Below are 17,588 nucleotides of genomic sequence, written 5' to 3'. Positions count from 1 at the left end.
CAAGTAATGTATTACCATTTGTTAAGTCACCAAGGCTAACCAACGTTGCATCGTTATTAATGATAATGCCTGCTTTTTGAAAGCCGATAAATGCGATGAACAAGCCGATACCAGCTGCAACCGCGAACTTCAATTCACTTGGAATTGAGTTAATTACTTTTTCACGAATCCCAGATAACGTTAGAACAATAAAGATAAGACCAGAGCATAAAACCCCAGCAAGAGCTGTCTGCCAAGGAATCCCGCTATTTAACACAACAGAATAAGCAAAGAATGCGTTCAATCCCATACCCGGCGCTAAGGCAATCGGATATCGTGCAAGAACTCCCATAATAATTGAACCGATTGCTGCAGCAATAGCTGTTGCTGTGAAAACTGCACCTTGGTCCATCCCTACTCCTGCTGGTAAATCAGGAATCTCACTTAATGATAGAATAGATGGGTTTACAAACAAGATATACGCCATCGATAAGAATGTAGTTAAACCAGCTAAAAACTCTGTTCTATAATTTGTGCCTAGCTTTTCAAATTCAAAATACCGTTTCACTTATTACTCCTCCTAAGTAAAAATCCTAGAAACCGAACAATCTCCATTCCCTAGATACATAAAAAAGCCCCCGTGGTAATAACCACGAGAGCTCAAAGGTAAAATGACGAAAGTAGTGATTCACTAAAAAAGATCCATAAATGCAAGAAAATTTTCGCCATTTAACCTCGTAGTCAAGCTATTTACGGCAGCTTGGTAGAGACTCCCGGGCCTTATTCCCAGCAATATACGAAGTAATGGTGTTATTCAATTCTCTTACATTTTATCAGCAGCTATAGTGAACGTCAACATAAAATCCGAACATTTTTGTTTATTTTATTATATTTATTCGTTTTTTATTCCCACTCAATTGTTGCAGGTGGTTTACTTGTCACATCATAAACGATTCGGTTTACATGGTCTACCTCGTTCACAATACGCGTAGAAATACGTTCTAGCACGTCCCACGGAATGCGAGCCCAATCAGATGTCATACCGTCAATTGATGTAACCGCACGAATTCCAACCGTATAATCATATGTTCTCGCATCACCCATCACTCCTACACTTCTCATGTCAGGAAGTGCAGTGAAGTACTGCCAGATTTCACGGTCAAGACCAGCATTCTTGATTTCCTCACGTAAGATTGCATCTGATTCACGAACAATCTCAAGCTTTTCTTCTGTTACTTCACCTAGTACACGAATACCAAGACCTGGTCCTGGGAACGGTTGACGCCAAACAATTTCATCAGGAATGCCAAGCTCCGTACCGAGCGCACGAACCTCATCCTTGAAAAGCGTATTCAACGGCTCAATCAACGTAAACTGCATATCTTCTGGAAGGCCGCCTACGTTATGGTGAGACTTAATTGTTTGTGCTGTATCTGTTCCACTTTCAATAATATCTGTATACAGAGTACCTTGTGCTAGGAAGTCAATTCCTTCAAGCTTTGTTGCTTCATCATCAAATACATAGATAAATTCATTACCGATGATTTTACGTTTTTGTTCAGGGTCTGAAACGCCTTTTAATTTATTAAGGAAACGTTCTTGCGCATCGACTTTAATAACGTTCATGTTGAAGCCGTCAGCGAATGTTTTCATTACACTGTCTGCTTCCCCTTTGCGCAGTAAGCCATGATCAACAAAGATACATGTCAGCTGGTCACCAATTGCCTTGTGAATCAGCACTGCTACAACAGAAGAGTCAACACCGCCGCTTAGGGCACAAAGAACTTGCTTATCGCCTACCAATTCGCGAATCTTCTTCATTTCAATATCAACGAAGCTCTCCATTGACCATTCACCTTTGCAGCCGCAAACTTCAAATACGAAGTTTTTCAGCAATGCATTACCATGCTCAGTGTGACGAACCTCCGGATGGAACTGTACGCCATACAAGCCGCGCTCCTCATCACTGATTGCTGCCACTGGACATGACGGGTTTGTCCCATCTACGACAAAGCCTTCAGGAGCTTCAACAACAAGGTCGCTGTGACTCATCCAAACAACCTGCTCATTCGGAAGATCTTTATAAAGCTTTGATGTATTTTCAACCGTCAATGTCGCTTTTCCGTATTCACGCTTATGGCCACGCTCCACTTTTCCTTTGAAATGGTGTGTCATTAGCTGCATACCGTAGCAAATACCTAACACAGGAATGCCAAGCTCGAATATTTCCTCATCACAACGGAAGGAATCTTCGCCATATACGCTGTTCGGTCCGCCTGAGAAGATGATGCCAGCAGGGTTCATTTTCTTTACTTCTTCGGCAGTGATTTTGTGTGAATGAAGCTCACTATACACACCGAACTCACGAATCCTTCTAGTAATTAACTGGTTGTATTGTCCGCCAAAATCTAATACGAGAATCATTTCTTCAATGTTTTCACGAATATCCAAGCCCGTCACCTCATTTATTATATTTTCCTAGCTACGTTAGGTTTTCTAAGAAATCGTTTCTTAAAGAACCGACTGGCCATACAAAAAATGCTGGAATCTCCCTTTTACAAATAAAAAGGCAGAATTCCAGCATAGGCTGATTCTGCCTTCATAGTCGGAATATTTAAGGTATTCCGGTAGAGACTCTCGGTCCATATTACCGAGGATATACGAAGGTCAAAAGTTTCAATTTTTGCTTACATCTTATCAATCGCTTATACAGCGGTCAAGATGATATCTTTTTGATTAAATTTTCCCACAATTCATATCCGTGCTGAAAGCTGATCTGTTCAGTATTATTTCCATAAAGTAACTGCTCATATTGTGCAGTCAATTGATGCATCTCTGATGTTTGCAGTTTGCGGTCAACTTCTTCTCCATAAGCCCTTAGTGTCTGGCTTGTATGACGCTGGAAACCATTACGATTAAGATGCTTGAGCAACGCTAAATAGCCATTAATAAATTCTTGCTCATTATGAAAATGACGATATTTTCGCAGTAAAATAAATTTCATCCATTTGCGCCTCGTTAAGTACAAACCTGCCGCAAGTAAAACAACGACAATTATACTTAAAATAATCGGAAGCCACGCACCACTACCTTTACTTCCAGTCTGCTGTTCCTCTTGCTCTTGTTGCTGTTCTTGCTGCTGCGCTTCCTGTTGCTCGCTTTCAGGTAGCTCTACTGATTGATCGGATGCTTGGGAATCCGAACTGAAGTTATATGGATTGTTGAAGCCTTTTGTTGGCTCAAACGGTACCCAGCCTGTCTCAGGAAAATAAACTTCAACCCATGAATGAGCATTTGCATTCGTTACCTTATACAGCTGTACACCAGGCTTCACATTTTCAACATAATCCCCTTGCGTATAGCCTTTCACCCAACGTGTTGGAATATCTAGCGAACGGAGCATAACAGCCATGGATGAGGAGAAGTTATCACAATAGCCTTTCTTTGACTCAAATAGGAATTGATCAACATAATCTTCATCTTCTCCCGGCACTGCTACATCTTTCGTTTCGTATATATATCCATTTTGCGAAAAATATCGCTCAATTGCCTTCGCCTTCTCATAATCGGTTTGCTCATCCTTCGTGATTTCAAGTGCCAAATCTTTTACTCGTTTCGGTAGACTCTCAGGCACTTGTGTATAACGCGCGTCTGGATGCTCAGCTTCAACACCCTCCAGCTTGGTTGTTTTGAATTTCGGATATTCATATTGAAGCTTATATTCATTTAAAGCAACAGGCTGTTCATCATTGCGCGTTAATATCTTTTCAGTGAAAGGGTTCACGTAATAATCGACATTCTTATCACTTAAGATTTGCTGAAGCTCTGGTGCATACACGACATGCGGATAGGAGAAGGAAGGGCTCATCTTCACCTTTGCACGAACAGACTCAACAGGCACAGAAGCATCAAATTGACCTACCCCAGGCGTATCAGGAGAGGTTCTTTGCAGGTTGGCTTGCGAAGGAGCCTTCCACCCTTTCCCTGTATAAAATGACTTGGACTCCACTCGCCAATAATGCTGCTCTTCAGTCTCTGCAGTAAATACCGTAGTGTCATCCATAATAAAAGGCCCGCCAAGGTGCTCGTCATTTGTGCCATAGCCAATCTTCTTCACACCAGCGTTTCCTGAACTAGGATCTCCTGAAGCTGTCTTCTTAATAAACGGAACCGGATCAGGCCACTGCGGCGCTGCTTTCGGCATGACATAAGCAAAACCAGCCGCAGAAAATGCAAGTAATATTAACGGCAACGCCCAAAATACAGGAATCTGAATACGCTCTTCATGCTTAAGCCGCAGCATGTACAGAATCCCCATCACAAACAACCCAACAAGAATCGTACGTACCATCGCAAAGCTTCCATCATAACCGGTGAATGTATCAAGCACACCAATATAAATGACAGTTAACAAGAAAAACAAAAAAATCTTTTTCGCCTGAATGAGCCAGTAATAGGTTAAATAACTCATCAGCCATAACAATACAAAAAACAAAAACGTACGGAACGAATTCGTAAGCGCCAACCACTGCATTTCTGTCAGCAAGCTCATATTCGCCTTCAAGTCTTGCAGCAAAGGAGAAAGCCACGTTAATTTCAAGAAGCTCCCCGGAAAGAACAAGACATTCAGAATATACATCATCGTCAAGAAGCGAATACCGATACTGACAACCGCCGGTATTTCCAGGAAATATAACAAAAACGAAACGATCGCAAATGTTAAGAACCATTCCGTATTATCCGTATCTGTCACAATCTCTAACGGCCTAAGCCATTCCCAAAACAACATAAACCCTAATAAATATACAGGCAGCTGTTGAATATATCTTTTCATATTTATCACTCCACCAACTATGTGAGCGTCTCTTCATGACTTAACCAATACACATTCATACCAACCTTCTTCAAGGATTGAATCATTAATTGCTGAGATGAATCAGGTGAAATCACAACAATAAAAAAAGAACTGCCACTTCCTGCAAAGCTCTGTAACTGTTGCATAATTTCCCGGGTTACAACTTGCAGAATAAGCACATGAATCAACCTTGGCACATGAAGTGTTTGAATGCTTTCTTGCTTCATTACTTCTGTGAAAGCCATCCGTGCATCTGGCTGAACAGCCGCCAGGTGACGGTACACATTCCGAAAATGCTGCTCACCTTTCGCAACCGAAAAGATCGCACGCTGCTCACCTACCGATACAAGCCCTGCAGCTGTTTGACTCTGCAAAACAGCACGCATGAAAGAAGCAGCATACGAAACGGCCCTCTCAAAGTCTTGCACATTTCCAGACACACTTCGGTCAAGGTAAATCATATAGCTCTGATGTTCTTCTCTTTCAAATTCTCTTGTCATTAGTTCATCTTTTCTAGCTGTTGCCTTCCAATCAATCCACGAGAAGCGATCACCAGGCTGATATGCACGAATACTCGACGTCAATGAACGGTTTCTTGGTGCATTCATTTGGGCATTCGCTCTTCTCGCACCCTCGCTTCTTACTTCTTTCGGAACAAACACTTTTTCCAGATGCGGATACACTAACACACTGCCTTGGGTGAAAAGACGCTTTTCTTTCTCAACAAGTCCAAGCAAATCACCCGTTTTGAAGCAGAGGTGAAGCAGTCTATGGTCCCCGCGAGGCAATTCATCAATTGAATATGAAAACCTCAATGTTCGTGAAAGCCAAAGAAAGCGCATCTTCTTTGGCTGGTCGTCTTGACGAAGTGAAGGCGGCAACACTTCTTTCACAATCGCATAATACAACGGAAAAGGAATTCTCCGCTTTAATTCAATCTGCACGTCCATTCTCTCTCCAGCCATATAATGAGACTTTTCGATCGTCCGCACAGCCTTAATATCAGATAGCGGATAGAAAAATAACGCAATCATATAGATCAAAAATGGCAATACACTATAGAACAAGAACCAACTAACAAAGCCACCCTGAAACATCGCATACGCATAGGTAGAGCCAGCGATTGTGATAATAAATGCTGCCCCTTTTATCAGCTGCCATTTTGACATGAAATTTTTCATCGTTTCATTCTACTCCTTGTAATCGGCACCTCTGCCTGCTGAACAAGCTGCTTCACAATACTCTCTGGAGTCAAATGAGAAAAGCGCGCTTCAGAAGTAAGCATAAGGCGATGACTCAGCACGAAAGGAGCTAAATATTGAATGTCATCCGGTACCACATAGCTTCTTTGCAAAATAAACGCATACGCTTGTGCAGCCTGCATCAACGCAATCGCTCCACGCGGACTCACACCAAGCTCTACCGCTGAATGCTCACGTGAAGAACGAATGATATCAACAATATAACGCTTAACTGATTCATCCACATGCACTAATTTCACTTCATCCTGCAATGTAAGCAGCTCTTCAACCGTTAGCACTGATTCAAGCTTTTGAATCGGGTCCTCCCGTTCCATTCTGTTCAGCATTAGAAACTCTTCTTCTGCCGACGGATAGCCCATATTAATTTTGATCAGAAAACGGTCCAGCTGTGCTTCTGGAAGAGGATAAGTCCCTTCGAAATCAATTGGGTTTTGTGTTGCCATCACGAAGAATGGACGAAGCAAGCTTCTTGTCACACTATCGACGGTAATGCTCTTTTCCTCCATTGCTTCTAATAGAGCTGACTGTGTCTTCGGTGATGTACGGTTAATCTCGTCCGCTAACACAATATGAGCCATCAATGGACCTGGACGAAATTCGAAGTCCCGCTCTTTCGCATTATAGATAGAAGCACCTGTAATATCTGATGGTAGTAAATCAGGTGTAAACTGAATTCGCTTGAAATCTACTCCAAAAGACTTTGCCAAACTACGGACAAGCATTGTCTTTCCAACCCCTGGAACATCTTCCAGCAGAACATGCCCTCCAGCGAGCAAAGCCATTATACTTAACAGACTTGTTTCATGCTTTCCGATAATTACACTCTCTATATTTTGAAGCACTGTTTCGATTTTTGTATGATATGTTGCTTGAACATGCGGCGGTGTCATCGTACTCCCCCTCTCTATTCCTCCAAATTCACTTATATTCAGTAATGGTTTTTTCCATTTCATTTCTGTTCTCTATAAGATATTACCTCTTACACATGCAACAATTATATCAGACTTTACGCATCGTAAAATTGGAAGTTATTCTTATTCCCTCTATCATTTCATACCCATTACATATGTAACAGAAGTCACAGGAACATAAAATACCCCAAAACACAACTTAAGACCTCTGCATAAAGTATGTATTTTAAGTTTTTCCTTTAATCTCCTCTCGAAAACCGGAATATAAATATACCATTTTCCTTATTTTCTACCTTTACAGGAATTTATTTTAGATTAAACCCAAAGAAACCCTGCATCCATTCAGAGACAAGGTTTTTTGAAAGTTTTCACCATCAAAGAAAAGCAGGTACCTTTTTATCGGTTACCTGCTTCTTCCTTACGTACTAATTTTGTAACGGTTTCTACGTGCACTGTTTGCGGGAACATATCCACCGGCTGAATGCCTTCAACCTCATACCCGTTCTTCACTAAGTACTTCAAGTCCCGCGCCTGTGTGACCGGGTTACAGGACACATACACGACCCGCTTCGGCTGGAGCTTCACTACGCTGGACAAGAACGCTTCGTCACTTCCGCTTCGTGGCGGATCCATTATGACCACATCGGCTTTCTCACCGCTTGCTGCCATCTGCACCATGAACTCGCCAGCGTCCCCTTGATAGAACCGGGCATTCTTCACGCCGTTGCGCTTTGAATTACGGATAGCATCACGAACCGCATCTTTATTCAGCTCTACGCCAATGACCTTTCCAGCTTTCTGGCTGGCAATTAGACTAATCGTACCAATCCCGCAGTATGCATCCACTACAGTTTCCTTGCCAGTCAGCTCTGCCATTTCAATTGCCTTTGAATACAGCTTTTCTGTCTGAACTGGATTAATCTGATAGAAGGATTTCGCTGAGATCTCAAACTTCAACCCACAGAGGGTATCCGTTATCGTTCCCTTGCCGAACAGCACCTTTTCCTGATCGCCCAATACCATACTATCGTTCCGGTTATTTACATTCATTAGAAGAGTCGTAATTTCTGGGTGAGCCTTTCTTAGGGCTTTCACAAAATTATTCTTGCCCTTGAACTCAGATGACGCGACTACCATCACCACCATAATTTCACCGCTGACCTTGCCGACCTTTACAAGCACATGACGCAGAAAGCCCTGTCCTGTGTCTTCGTTGTACGGCTGCATCTTAGAAGACTGCACCATCTTTCGGATCGTCTTCACGATCTCGTCCGCTTTCGGGTCATGAATAAGACACCGTTCCATCGGAATAATCTTATGCGTATTCTGAGCGTACAACCCACTAATAACCTGCTTCTTCCTATCTAAACCGAATGTCGAGTGACTCTTGTTCCGATAATCATAAGGATGTTTCATCGTCACAATGGCGTCCGGCTTCCCAAACGGCTTCATAAGCTCATCGACCGTTCCCTGCTTGAAACGCTCTTGCGCCTGCTCGTTCATATGCTGCAGCTGACATCCACCACACTCATAGTAATACGGACACGGCGGCTTAACCCGGTCTTCCGACGGCTTAATCACCCGCTTCAGCTCCGCATTCACATATCGGCCCTTTTGAGAAACGGTCACTTCAGCCTTTTCACCAGGCATCAGATGCGCTACCTCGAGCCGCTTCCCTTCCCACTGAGCAATCCCTTTGCCATCAGTGGTCAAGCCTGTGCAGGTCACCTCGGCTGTTACGGACTTCTTGCCACGCTTCTGTGCGCCGGGTGCCGTACGGTTACCTTGCGGGTTTCCGTCCTTTCGATTCCCACGCGCTGCGTTTTGTTTATTGAACTGTTTATCTGAGCGGTTGCGTTTCTTACCCGCTTTTCTATTTTCGTTGTTCTTTCGTTTATTCATAGGCACTTCCCAACTTTTCTTTTGCTTTGACTCTTTATTATATACTATGGGAGGGGGGGGAGTAAAATGGGTGGGGAGTTTCAACCGGTGTTGAGTATATGCAGTTAATGGTTGCTAATTTAATAAAAAAAACATGCTACCTAAATAGTGATCCTTTTTATTTTGCTATCGATTCACTTGGTGTAATTAGATATATTACTGAAAACATGATTTAGTTATTAGATGAAGGCTATCATTCTATTTTCACACACCAAATGATCGTTGAAGAAATAAATGATTTATTAGAACATAAATATGTAGAGGATGTTTGAGAAAGATAATCGAATGGAAGATTTATTAATATTTGGTTTAAGGGATTTGCAAAAAATTAAGTAACGTAAAAAAATTTTCAGTGTTGTTATTTATAATTATAAATGATTTTGATAACTAGAGTACACATAGGATTAGCGACCACTTTTTGTGGTCGCTTGTTTTATCCTACTTCTTAATAATTCAAGAGATGTTTACAACCATTGAAATATACCACCAAATTATAAAAGATATAAAACAATTATTTTTTTGATAATCCAAAATGTTATAAAAATTTGATTAATTTTCATTAAGTTCAGTCTTCTGTAAATGTTCAGAATATATTATGTATTACGCAGTAGTCTTATAATGTGTAACAATGATCTTCTCTTAACAGCAATAAAAGAATAGTGCAATGAAGAGTTTCCCACAAACAGTTCAGAGTGTTTAATAATATATCAGCTTTTTTAAGATGAGTATTTATTTGCTAAATGACATATTTAATAGTAAAAGTTTTATGTAAGTAGAACCATTCCTATCTTTATGAAAACATGATCTTCAGTAAATAGAGAGATGGGAGAAATGGTATAGTAGATTCGTTTACCTAATGAAACCTTAACTTCAAGCTTTCAAGACCAACCATGCACACAGAAGCCACAAGTCAAATCCTTAACTACTCATCTTCGCATACATATTCACGGTGTCTAACCTTTTTTTGATTAAGAAAATGTTTGCAGGTCTTAGAAAATTAATCTCTTAATATGATTGTAGGTAATGGTATTTTTAGGTGATGAATTTAATCTGATAGATATTCATATACACCTGAAATTGCAGCCGATTTGATTCTTCTTGCTCGAACTTCTCCAACCATATAGATTTGTCTGAAAGTATTTTCAGAAGCAGTTAATACATCTTTTATGGTGAGTATACCTACATGTTTAAGTTCGTTAATTTGCCAATCGGGTAAATCAAGTACGTCAATGTTTTTTTGTAACATATAATCTAAGATATCTGACATATTAAGATTTTCTATTACTTTAAATTTTTCTTCAATAGAATCATAATGCTTATTATTTATACCATATTCTGTAGAATTTCTAGGGGAAAGAGAATTTATAATATCTAAGGCGGTAGAAGCTGGTTTTTGTTCAAATGAAATAAGAATTCCTGCGTTTAAAAAATAACGGCTTCCTATTTGATTTCTAGTAGCTTTTATACCTTTACTTTCCTCATATAAAATACCAGTATATTCTAGTAATCTCAATGCTTCTTTAACAGCTTGTGGCGCATCTCTATGCATCCAAAAGTATGTAGAAGTTTTTTTATCTTCATCTAAACGTTCTCCATTCTTTTTTCTTATAGAAGGCAATACTTCATTTTCAATGAATGTTCTACCCCAGTCAATTAGTTCTTTATGTCCTTTATATTTTTCAGCTAAATTTGAATGCTCTGTCCAAATAGCTGTCCTATAATAACCCCTAATTGTTGAATTCAACGAATTATTATCCATTTTTTTTGTGGTCATTAAAGTTTTTAAAAGATGCCTAGGATTACCACTTGATGCATAAGCTAATATTGAAAAGTTTTCGCCTCTCTCTAATATTTGAGTAATTAATTTACTATCACCATAGAGATTTTCTTTAATCTGTTTTATTACAATTTCCTTCATATGATTAACATAATCGTCATCAGTAATTTTCCTATGAAGGTTTATTAGTACTGCATCATGAGTTGGTTGAAAAGAATCTCCATATACCGTTACACCCGGATAAACTGCAGCATTACAAGAGATATAGGGACTTCTTAGATCTCTAAACAGTGTAAAAAATTGTCTTTGTTGCTCTGGCAAAAAAACGTGTGCTGCTTCGTCGATAAATATAACCATTCGAGATATATCCATATCTATACATATATCTTCAATAGCATTTAGAAAATCATCGATACTTGGTAAACTACTTGAATCAATCTCTTGATCCGGCTTCATCCAAGAATTTTCATATAACTTCATTATTTCTTCTATTTTATTACTATTAGAATTTGATTCACCTAAAGTAAATAAACTCTCACTATTTATTGATATAAAGCCATTTTTCTTTAATGCCCTAATTACTTCTGTACAAATTCTCGATAACATCCAATTGTGAAACTTATATTTTTCGTTTGTAGTTAACAATGAGCTACTTCTAAAGGTCACATAAATAGGTAGGATCTTTTCTCTATTAATACTTCTAAATAACTCCTCTTGTGCAATTCTAAATAGAAAAGATTTTCCTACTCCTCGACTTCCCACTAATATTACAGGAGAGGGCATTTTTAATTGGTTAATAATCTGTCTTTCTTGATTGGATTCTACAAAATACTTATGAATTTCATCTAGCCTTATCTCTTCTGTTCTATAAAAAAAACTAGACATAATTAGCCTCACTTTCTAAAGGCATTTGATAAGCAAAATATTTAGTAAACCCTATATAGTCGGTTATAGAACTTTCTAGTTTGTTCCTTTGTTTAAAGTCCATTGAATTCCAAAAACGTGCTGTTAATATAAAAGTTATAAGACGATTTACATTTTGTGCCGTTTCAATAAACTTATCAAATAGTTCCTGATTATACTTTAATTCGTGATCTAAATGTTGGTAGGTAATATAATTTCCATGAGTATATTCTGAGCACTCTCGATATAATTTTTTAGCCAACGAGTCAAATTGTTCATAATATTCTGATAATCCTTCAAAATATAAAGAAATATATTTTTTTGAAAATACACCTAAATCCCTATCAGTAACCTTACTCCATGATATATCTAATTGACCTTTAGTCCAAAATCTGTAGTCTATTTCCCTAACTGAAAAATATATTGCTGCGCATGTATGTTCAATAAAAAATCTTAATGCTATAAATGCCTGCCTATATGAACCTTGTAAAACTAAATATAAACTTCTTTGATATTCATTTATAGCAGATAGATACAATTGCTTTTCATAACGCTCTGATAATATTGTAATCCAATTATCTAAATCATCTAAGAAAGCATGACAGTTAGAAAAATTCGATTTACTTTTAAATGACTCTATTAAGATATTTTTTGATTTATCCATTAGATTAATATAGTACTTTTCTAAGTCCAATATTTTCACCTCTTTTATTAATTTTTAAACATAGTGAGGAACCATTTTAGTTGAATATTTTAATAAAGTAAGTTACGAACTGAATTTCCCAAATTATCATTTTCGACAACAAATATTCTTTTTCCTCCAAGAACCTTCATAGCTTCATGAAAAAATTACATTTATTTGTATGATTGGAGGTTAATATGACATTTTATATTGCACGTTATGACAATAACTTATCTTTTGGGCATTAGGGCCAGTCCTCCACTACACTCAAACATGTCGCTCTCCATCCCCCGAGAGATTCTTCGGTACTGTTCCTCTAAGTTCTTCACATCTTCCGTGGTCTTCACCTATAGACACCAGGTTCGACTTCTCTTTGTCCTTCAACGAAGGGCTCTTTTGACGAGGCGGCAGGATTACTTGATGTTACAACCTGTTTGGTCGCTTGCACTCGAATGAGTTACATTGTCATAGGACTCTAGCCTTAGGATTTCTCCACCAGTTGCCTGCCAGCTACTGAGCGTCTTGGGCACTACTCAGATTTGACTTTCACCAACTAGCAATTGAACGGCTTGCTGGGCATGGTAAGCTTTCTCTTCCTTCGCATAATCTATATTCATCCTTTAACACCAAAACCCAATATTAACGAACTAATTCCAAAAAAAGAACCCTGTCTTCATTCAGAGACAAGGTTCTAGGGTTGATGGGGAAGTAATTCAGGTATACAGGCAGATGCTCGCGAGATAAGCAACTCCCTTACAAGCCCCAAAATTCAGGGGCTTTACAACGACTCACTTATCCGGTCACATCTGAGCAAGCCTGGTCCGCTTTTTGGATTACATCATTCCGCCCCTAAGGTGAGAGTGTGTAATATCTTTAACGATTTGCACTAAAAGTGCGATAATCAAGGTTTTGCAAATTTTCACTGTAACATACTTAAGGCGGTTAAACTTACTGGATGACGTTAGCAAAGCATTTTGTTCACAATATTTTTCCTAATAAGCTATGAATGCTGAATAAAACGTTATTTTGTATAATCCACTTGAAATGTATATGGTCAGAGAATTCGTTCATCATTACTCAAGCAATAACTCCAATATTGTCTAAGATTTAACATTATCCAATAGTCTCATATCTTATAATAAAATGTTACTACTGAAAAATACTTTAATAGGCAGTAATGTTTTCGTTAAACTTTCTTCTACAGAATTATATATTCACAATTGCAACCTCATTAGCTTTTTCCTTAGCTTTCAATATTTCCATATCCTTATCACTAATACTCTCATTTTCTATAGCAACACATAATAATTCTTTCGCTCTGCTCATACCAACATATGCCATTTTCATACTTTTAAATTCATCGATATTTGGTTTTCTTGTAGTTTTTTTTAGAAGAAACTTCATTATCCGCTTAATATCATTAACTTTATAGAAAGTTTCTAGATATAACGTTGCCGTATGAGTTTCACCTTTAACACCATGAATGGTGTCAACTAAAACAGCAGTTCCCGCTTTTGAGTATGTATTGTTGTTATTTCCTAGTTCAACTATCCCTTCCGGTAAATGGAATAATGAATCAAAATGGCTTTCATCAAAATCCTCTATTTCAATAAATAATGTTAACACTTCTTTTATATATTCCTTTATTTGATTATAAACATTTCTATCATCAGAAAAGATGGCTTTCGACCATAAGTATGTTTGTTTTCTTAGCTTTAGGAAATGTTCATTATTATCTTCTTCAAGAATTTTTTCAAAACTTCTCTTATTATTTTCTTCAAATTCTACACCGACATACTTCAAATAGTTAGCACAAAATTCCAAAATACCATTGTACACATTACCTACAGTGTGTTTTCTTTTGATATTATTATTTAAACAAATGTGAAAGTTATATTTATCTAATTGATTGACTATATTTTTCTTAGAAATAAAATCTGGAAAGTAAGATTGGATTGTTGTTCGATCAGGATTGTTATTATAGCCTACCCATCCAACAGCTTTAAAAGGATGTATATTGTTACTCAGTTTATACCTCTGAATTATTTTAATAAATTCTCCTTTTACCTCTAGGATTCTACTTTTATTATAAATTATTATATGCGGTGGGATATCATCTTGATGACTACTTTTCCCTAATAGATTTTTTCCATAATTTTCAACCCGGAGTGGATCAATAAAATTTGCAATAGATTGACTATACCTCATACTCTTCGAAATTTCATATTTTTTGAGTTCTATAAAGTTTTGCGACTGTTCTGTGTTAATGCTTTCATATATCGCTTGGTTGGGGTCACCAAAACGTTGTATTATTGTATCCCCTTTTTCAAATAGACAATTTAATATATCATTCTGAATAATACTATTATCCTGAGTCTCATCAACAAAAAGGTATTTAAACCTTTTTGTAAATAAATTTTTAATATTAGGATGTTTAATAATATATAATTTACCAAGCAGATATGTATCCATATATCTTAAATATCCTTTAGCAAGCAAATCTTCATAGAATAGTTTAAACAGCTCTTTATACAGATCACTATCTGGTTTTTTTACAATAACCCTACCACTCTTTTTAAATACTATTCTACCATCCTCTAAATCCATATATATACTACACAGATAGTCTTTTTTACATTGCTCTAGTATAATAACAGGTGGTTTTTCATCAAATTGCCTCATTACTTGTCTAAAAATATATTTATCCAACTTACCATATGGAGTAATCTTTCTTGTTAATTGATAATTAAATATGTCATCGTTAATCGTCACCTTGTTAGTTTTAAACGTTTCTTTATAAAATGGTAGAGCAAGATATTTATTTACAAACGAATGAATAGTACCAAAGAAGTTTGGATAATTAAACAAAATATCAATCTTATATCCTAATTTACTTAATATTTCTTCAATGGCCACATTAGTGTGGGTTAATACCACCAATCCTCTTTTATCAATAAACGGCATCTTTTCTAACAAAATACATAGTTTTGCTAGTAAAGTGGTCGTTTTACCGCTACCTGGGCAGGCAATAACATCTATGGACTCATCCATACATCTTATAATTGGCACTTTTTCATCTTGGTCAAACTTATCTCCATCTTTTAAAAGAATCTTTTCAGCCGCTTTTATTTCTATAGCAGTTATGGCAGTGTTAATCACTTAAGCCCTCCTCACTACAGACATGATTAATAGAATCTAATAAATATTTAATAGATTGATCTGATTCTATGATTGGTCTAACTGTTTCTTCATTCATTTTTAATAAACTTCCAAAGTATTGTGCAGCAACCGCTTTAGATGCTCTATTCTTATACAAATCTTCATATATCCAAAATGCAATTTCTTCATTACTTCTATCATTAGAGTATTCCTCAATCTCCTTGTTAGCCTCATCTAATTCTCTTTGCAGATCCAATGTATCAATTATATCTTCGTTGGACTTTATTTTTTTACTAATTTTAACTGCACAAAACATATATTCTCTTAAACCACCAAGTGAAATATCATATTCCATAGTCCATTTATTAATATTTAATTTTATTGTTTCTGTTTCATATTTTTTTCTTTTCTCTTCCTCTACTATTTTTTTTACTAAATCGATATTAAAGCATTGTGTCATTTCCCTATCAAGTTCCGCAGGAAAACCTCGAAAATTACTAAAATTATTAATTTTATTATGATTTAAGATCTCAATCTTAGTTTTTTCTTTAGATAAGAATGCCTTCCCTTGCATAAAATCCAATTTTAGTCCTTTATATTTTTCTTCAAACTCACGTATATTCTCTTCACTCAGTTCAAAATATTTGTAATCATCATGATTACTGTTGTTCCCATTACATTCTAGCGGCTTTACGTCTAAGTCTGTCACAATTGAAACTGGAAGCCTTAACATTAGTTGGCTTTCTTTTCTTCTAAAAATTTTAGAATACCTCAAAAAGGCAGTGCTCCCTACATTTACTAATGACACACCATATTTGTGTAAAGGCTTATTTATTATTTCAGCTAATACAGGTATTAAAAGGTTTTCAGCATCACCTTCAACGAAAATGACTCCTTTGGCAAAGAATAAATTTGCTTTTGTAGCGTCGAGAAATCTTTGAAGAAATTGATAGTCACCACCGCTAAGTTCAGTAAATGAGGATGCCATAGGGAAAGTTGAGTTCTCTCTACACAGTATAATATTTTCTAATTTGACTTTAGAGGATAATGTGATGCTATGAGAACTTATTATGTACTGTTCATTATCAATGTTACCTTTATCTTGTAAATATTTTATTAGTCTAAGTTGTGCTTGAGGGTGAAGATGAGCTTCAATTTCTTCAATAAGTGCCAAATTGAAATTTGACTCTATTTCGAATAATAATAATTCCATTGCAATAAAAAGTTGATTGAGTGAACCCAAACCAATCTTATTTTCATCAATATTCAAGCTTAATTTACGTAATATGGAGCTCAAATCATTTTTGGTAATGTCAACAAAGGATTTATATTTATTTTCTCCAAAACTAGTACCCATAAACTCTGTAAGAGTTAAATCTAAGAAACTCGTAATTAACTTAGCACCTTCTTCTCCGTCAACAATTTCAAAAATATCCTCTTGTTCTAAACTCTCTTTTTCAAAATAATCCTTTATTCTAGAATTCGCTATACGGATATATTTCTCTAATGTATGTTCACTTTCTTTTTTTTCAAAAAGAGGATGATTCCTTAATATCTGGGCAAATCTTGACTTATAACCAGATGATAGTTCACTTTCTGCATCTCTTAAAGGTTTTAAATATGTAACTCTTAACAAATCTCTTGCCTCAAACCTTGAATCCAATCCTTCCTCACCAGCAGTTATAGAAGTAAAGACCTTATTATTCTTAAATTTTGCTCCCAAGCGAATAATTAGTTCACTTTTACCTTCCTTGCCAAAAGTGATCCATTCTAAAAACCTGCCTGACTCTTCATCAGATAATGACTTGAATTTGCCTTCAATCTTCAAATGATTTGCTCTTACCCCTGGTTCACTAACATAAAAGTCATCTTCGTCAATTCTATTGAAGTCAAAGCTTTGAGTACCTAGCAGATGTTTTATTGCATCAATAATTGTAGTTTTTCCACAATCATTTTCTCCAACAAGAAGATTTAGGCCCTGTTTGAAATTCACAATTAATGAAGGCTCTTCATCAACAGAGGTACCACCATACTTTCTAAAGTTCCATACCTTCAATTCGGCCAAATACATTAGTAACACATCCCATGCAAATATTTAAATTCACCAGTCATATATTGT

At 36.8% G+C, this 17,588-nt stretch carries 10 protein-coding genes and 2 riboswitches (1 of these 12 only partly in view); all 10 genes read right to left on the bottom strand.

The window, feature by feature from the left end; all coding sequences use genetic code 11:
• A protein-coding gene (locus LC040_18240) for an NCS2 family permease (GenBank protein ID WLR51088.1) crosses the window boundary here: on the bottom strand, positions 1–547 show its beginning. Its footprint begins 776 nt before the window's first position; 547 of the gene's 1,323 nt are visible here — the first part of the coding sequence; its start codon is at positions 545–547; its stop codon lies beyond the left edge, outside the window.
• A 150-nt stretch (positions 548–697) separates the two neighbouring features.
• Positions 698–799: riboswitch (purine riboswitch) on the bottom strand.
• Positions 800–882: 83 nt separating this feature from the next.
• Positions 883–2,424 carry a glutamine-hydrolyzing GMP synthase gene (gene guaA / locus LC040_18235; protein WLR53334.1) on the bottom strand — a complete coding sequence of 514 codons (1,542 nt, stop codon included), beginning with the start codon at positions 2,422–2,424 and terminating at the stop codon, positions 883–885.
• Between the two features lie 137 nt (positions 2,425–2,561).
• A riboswitch (purine riboswitch) is annotated at positions 2,562–2,663 on the bottom strand.
• A gap of 32 nt (positions 2,664–2,695) precedes the next feature.
• Positions 2,696–4,813, bottom strand: coding sequence for a transglutaminaseTgpA domain-containing protein (locus tag LC040_18230; protein ID WLR51087.1), 2,118 nt, complete (start codon positions 4,811–4,813; stop codon positions 2,696–2,698).
• A 17-nt stretch (positions 4,814–4,830) separates the two neighbouring features.
• Positions 4,831–6,015, bottom strand: coding sequence for a DUF58 domain-containing protein (locus LC040_18225; GenBank protein WLR51086.1), 1,185 nt, complete (start codon positions 6,013–6,015; stop codon positions 4,831–4,833).
• Entirely contained in the window at positions 6,012–6,986 is a 975-nt protein-coding gene (locus tag LC040_18220) for a MoxR family ATPase (GenBank protein WLR51085.1), read from the bottom strand. Before LC040_18220 ends, LC040_18225 begins: the two co-directional genes overlap by 4 nt.
• Before the next feature lie 417 nt (positions 6,987–7,403).
• On the bottom strand, positions 7,404–8,909 hold the full coding sequence (rlmD, locus tag LC040_18215) for a 23S rRNA (uracil(1939)-C(5))-methyltransferase RlmD (protein ID WLR51084.1): 1,506 nt from the start codon (positions 8,907–8,909) through the stop codon (positions 7,404–7,406).
• Between the two features lie 1,084 nt (positions 8,910–9,993).
• Positions 9,994–11,610, bottom strand: coding sequence for a hypothetical protein (locus LC040_18210; protein ID WLR51083.1), 1,617 nt, complete (start codon positions 11,608–11,610; stop codon positions 9,994–9,996).
• A complete protein-coding gene (locus LC040_18205) occupies positions 11,603–12,322 on the bottom strand; it encodes a hypothetical protein (protein WLR51082.1) in 720 nt (239 codons plus the stop codon). Before LC040_18205 ends, LC040_18210 begins: the two co-directional genes overlap by 8 nt.
• Before the next feature lie 1,194 nt (positions 12,323–13,516).
• Positions 13,517–15,469, bottom strand: a complete 1,953-nt coding sequence (locus LC040_18200) for a UvrD-helicase domain-containing protein (GenBank protein ID WLR51081.1) — start codon at positions 15,467–15,469, stop codon at positions 13,517–13,519.
• Positions 15,462–17,540, bottom strand: coding sequence for an AAA family ATPase (locus LC040_18195; GenBank protein ID WLR51080.1), 2,079 nt, complete (start codon positions 17,538–17,540; stop codon positions 15,462–15,464). Before LC040_18195 ends, LC040_18200 begins: the two co-directional genes overlap by 8 nt.
• Between the last annotated feature and the right edge of the window lie 48 nt (positions 17,541–17,588).

This window comes from Bacillus tianshenii, assembly GCA_020524525.2.
GTDB lineage: Bacteria > Bacillota > Bacilli > Bacillales > Bacillaceae_N > Bacillus_AV.
The sequence above is the reverse complement of the archived record's forward strand: the minus strand, read 5'-3'. Positions and strand labels throughout refer to the sequence as shown.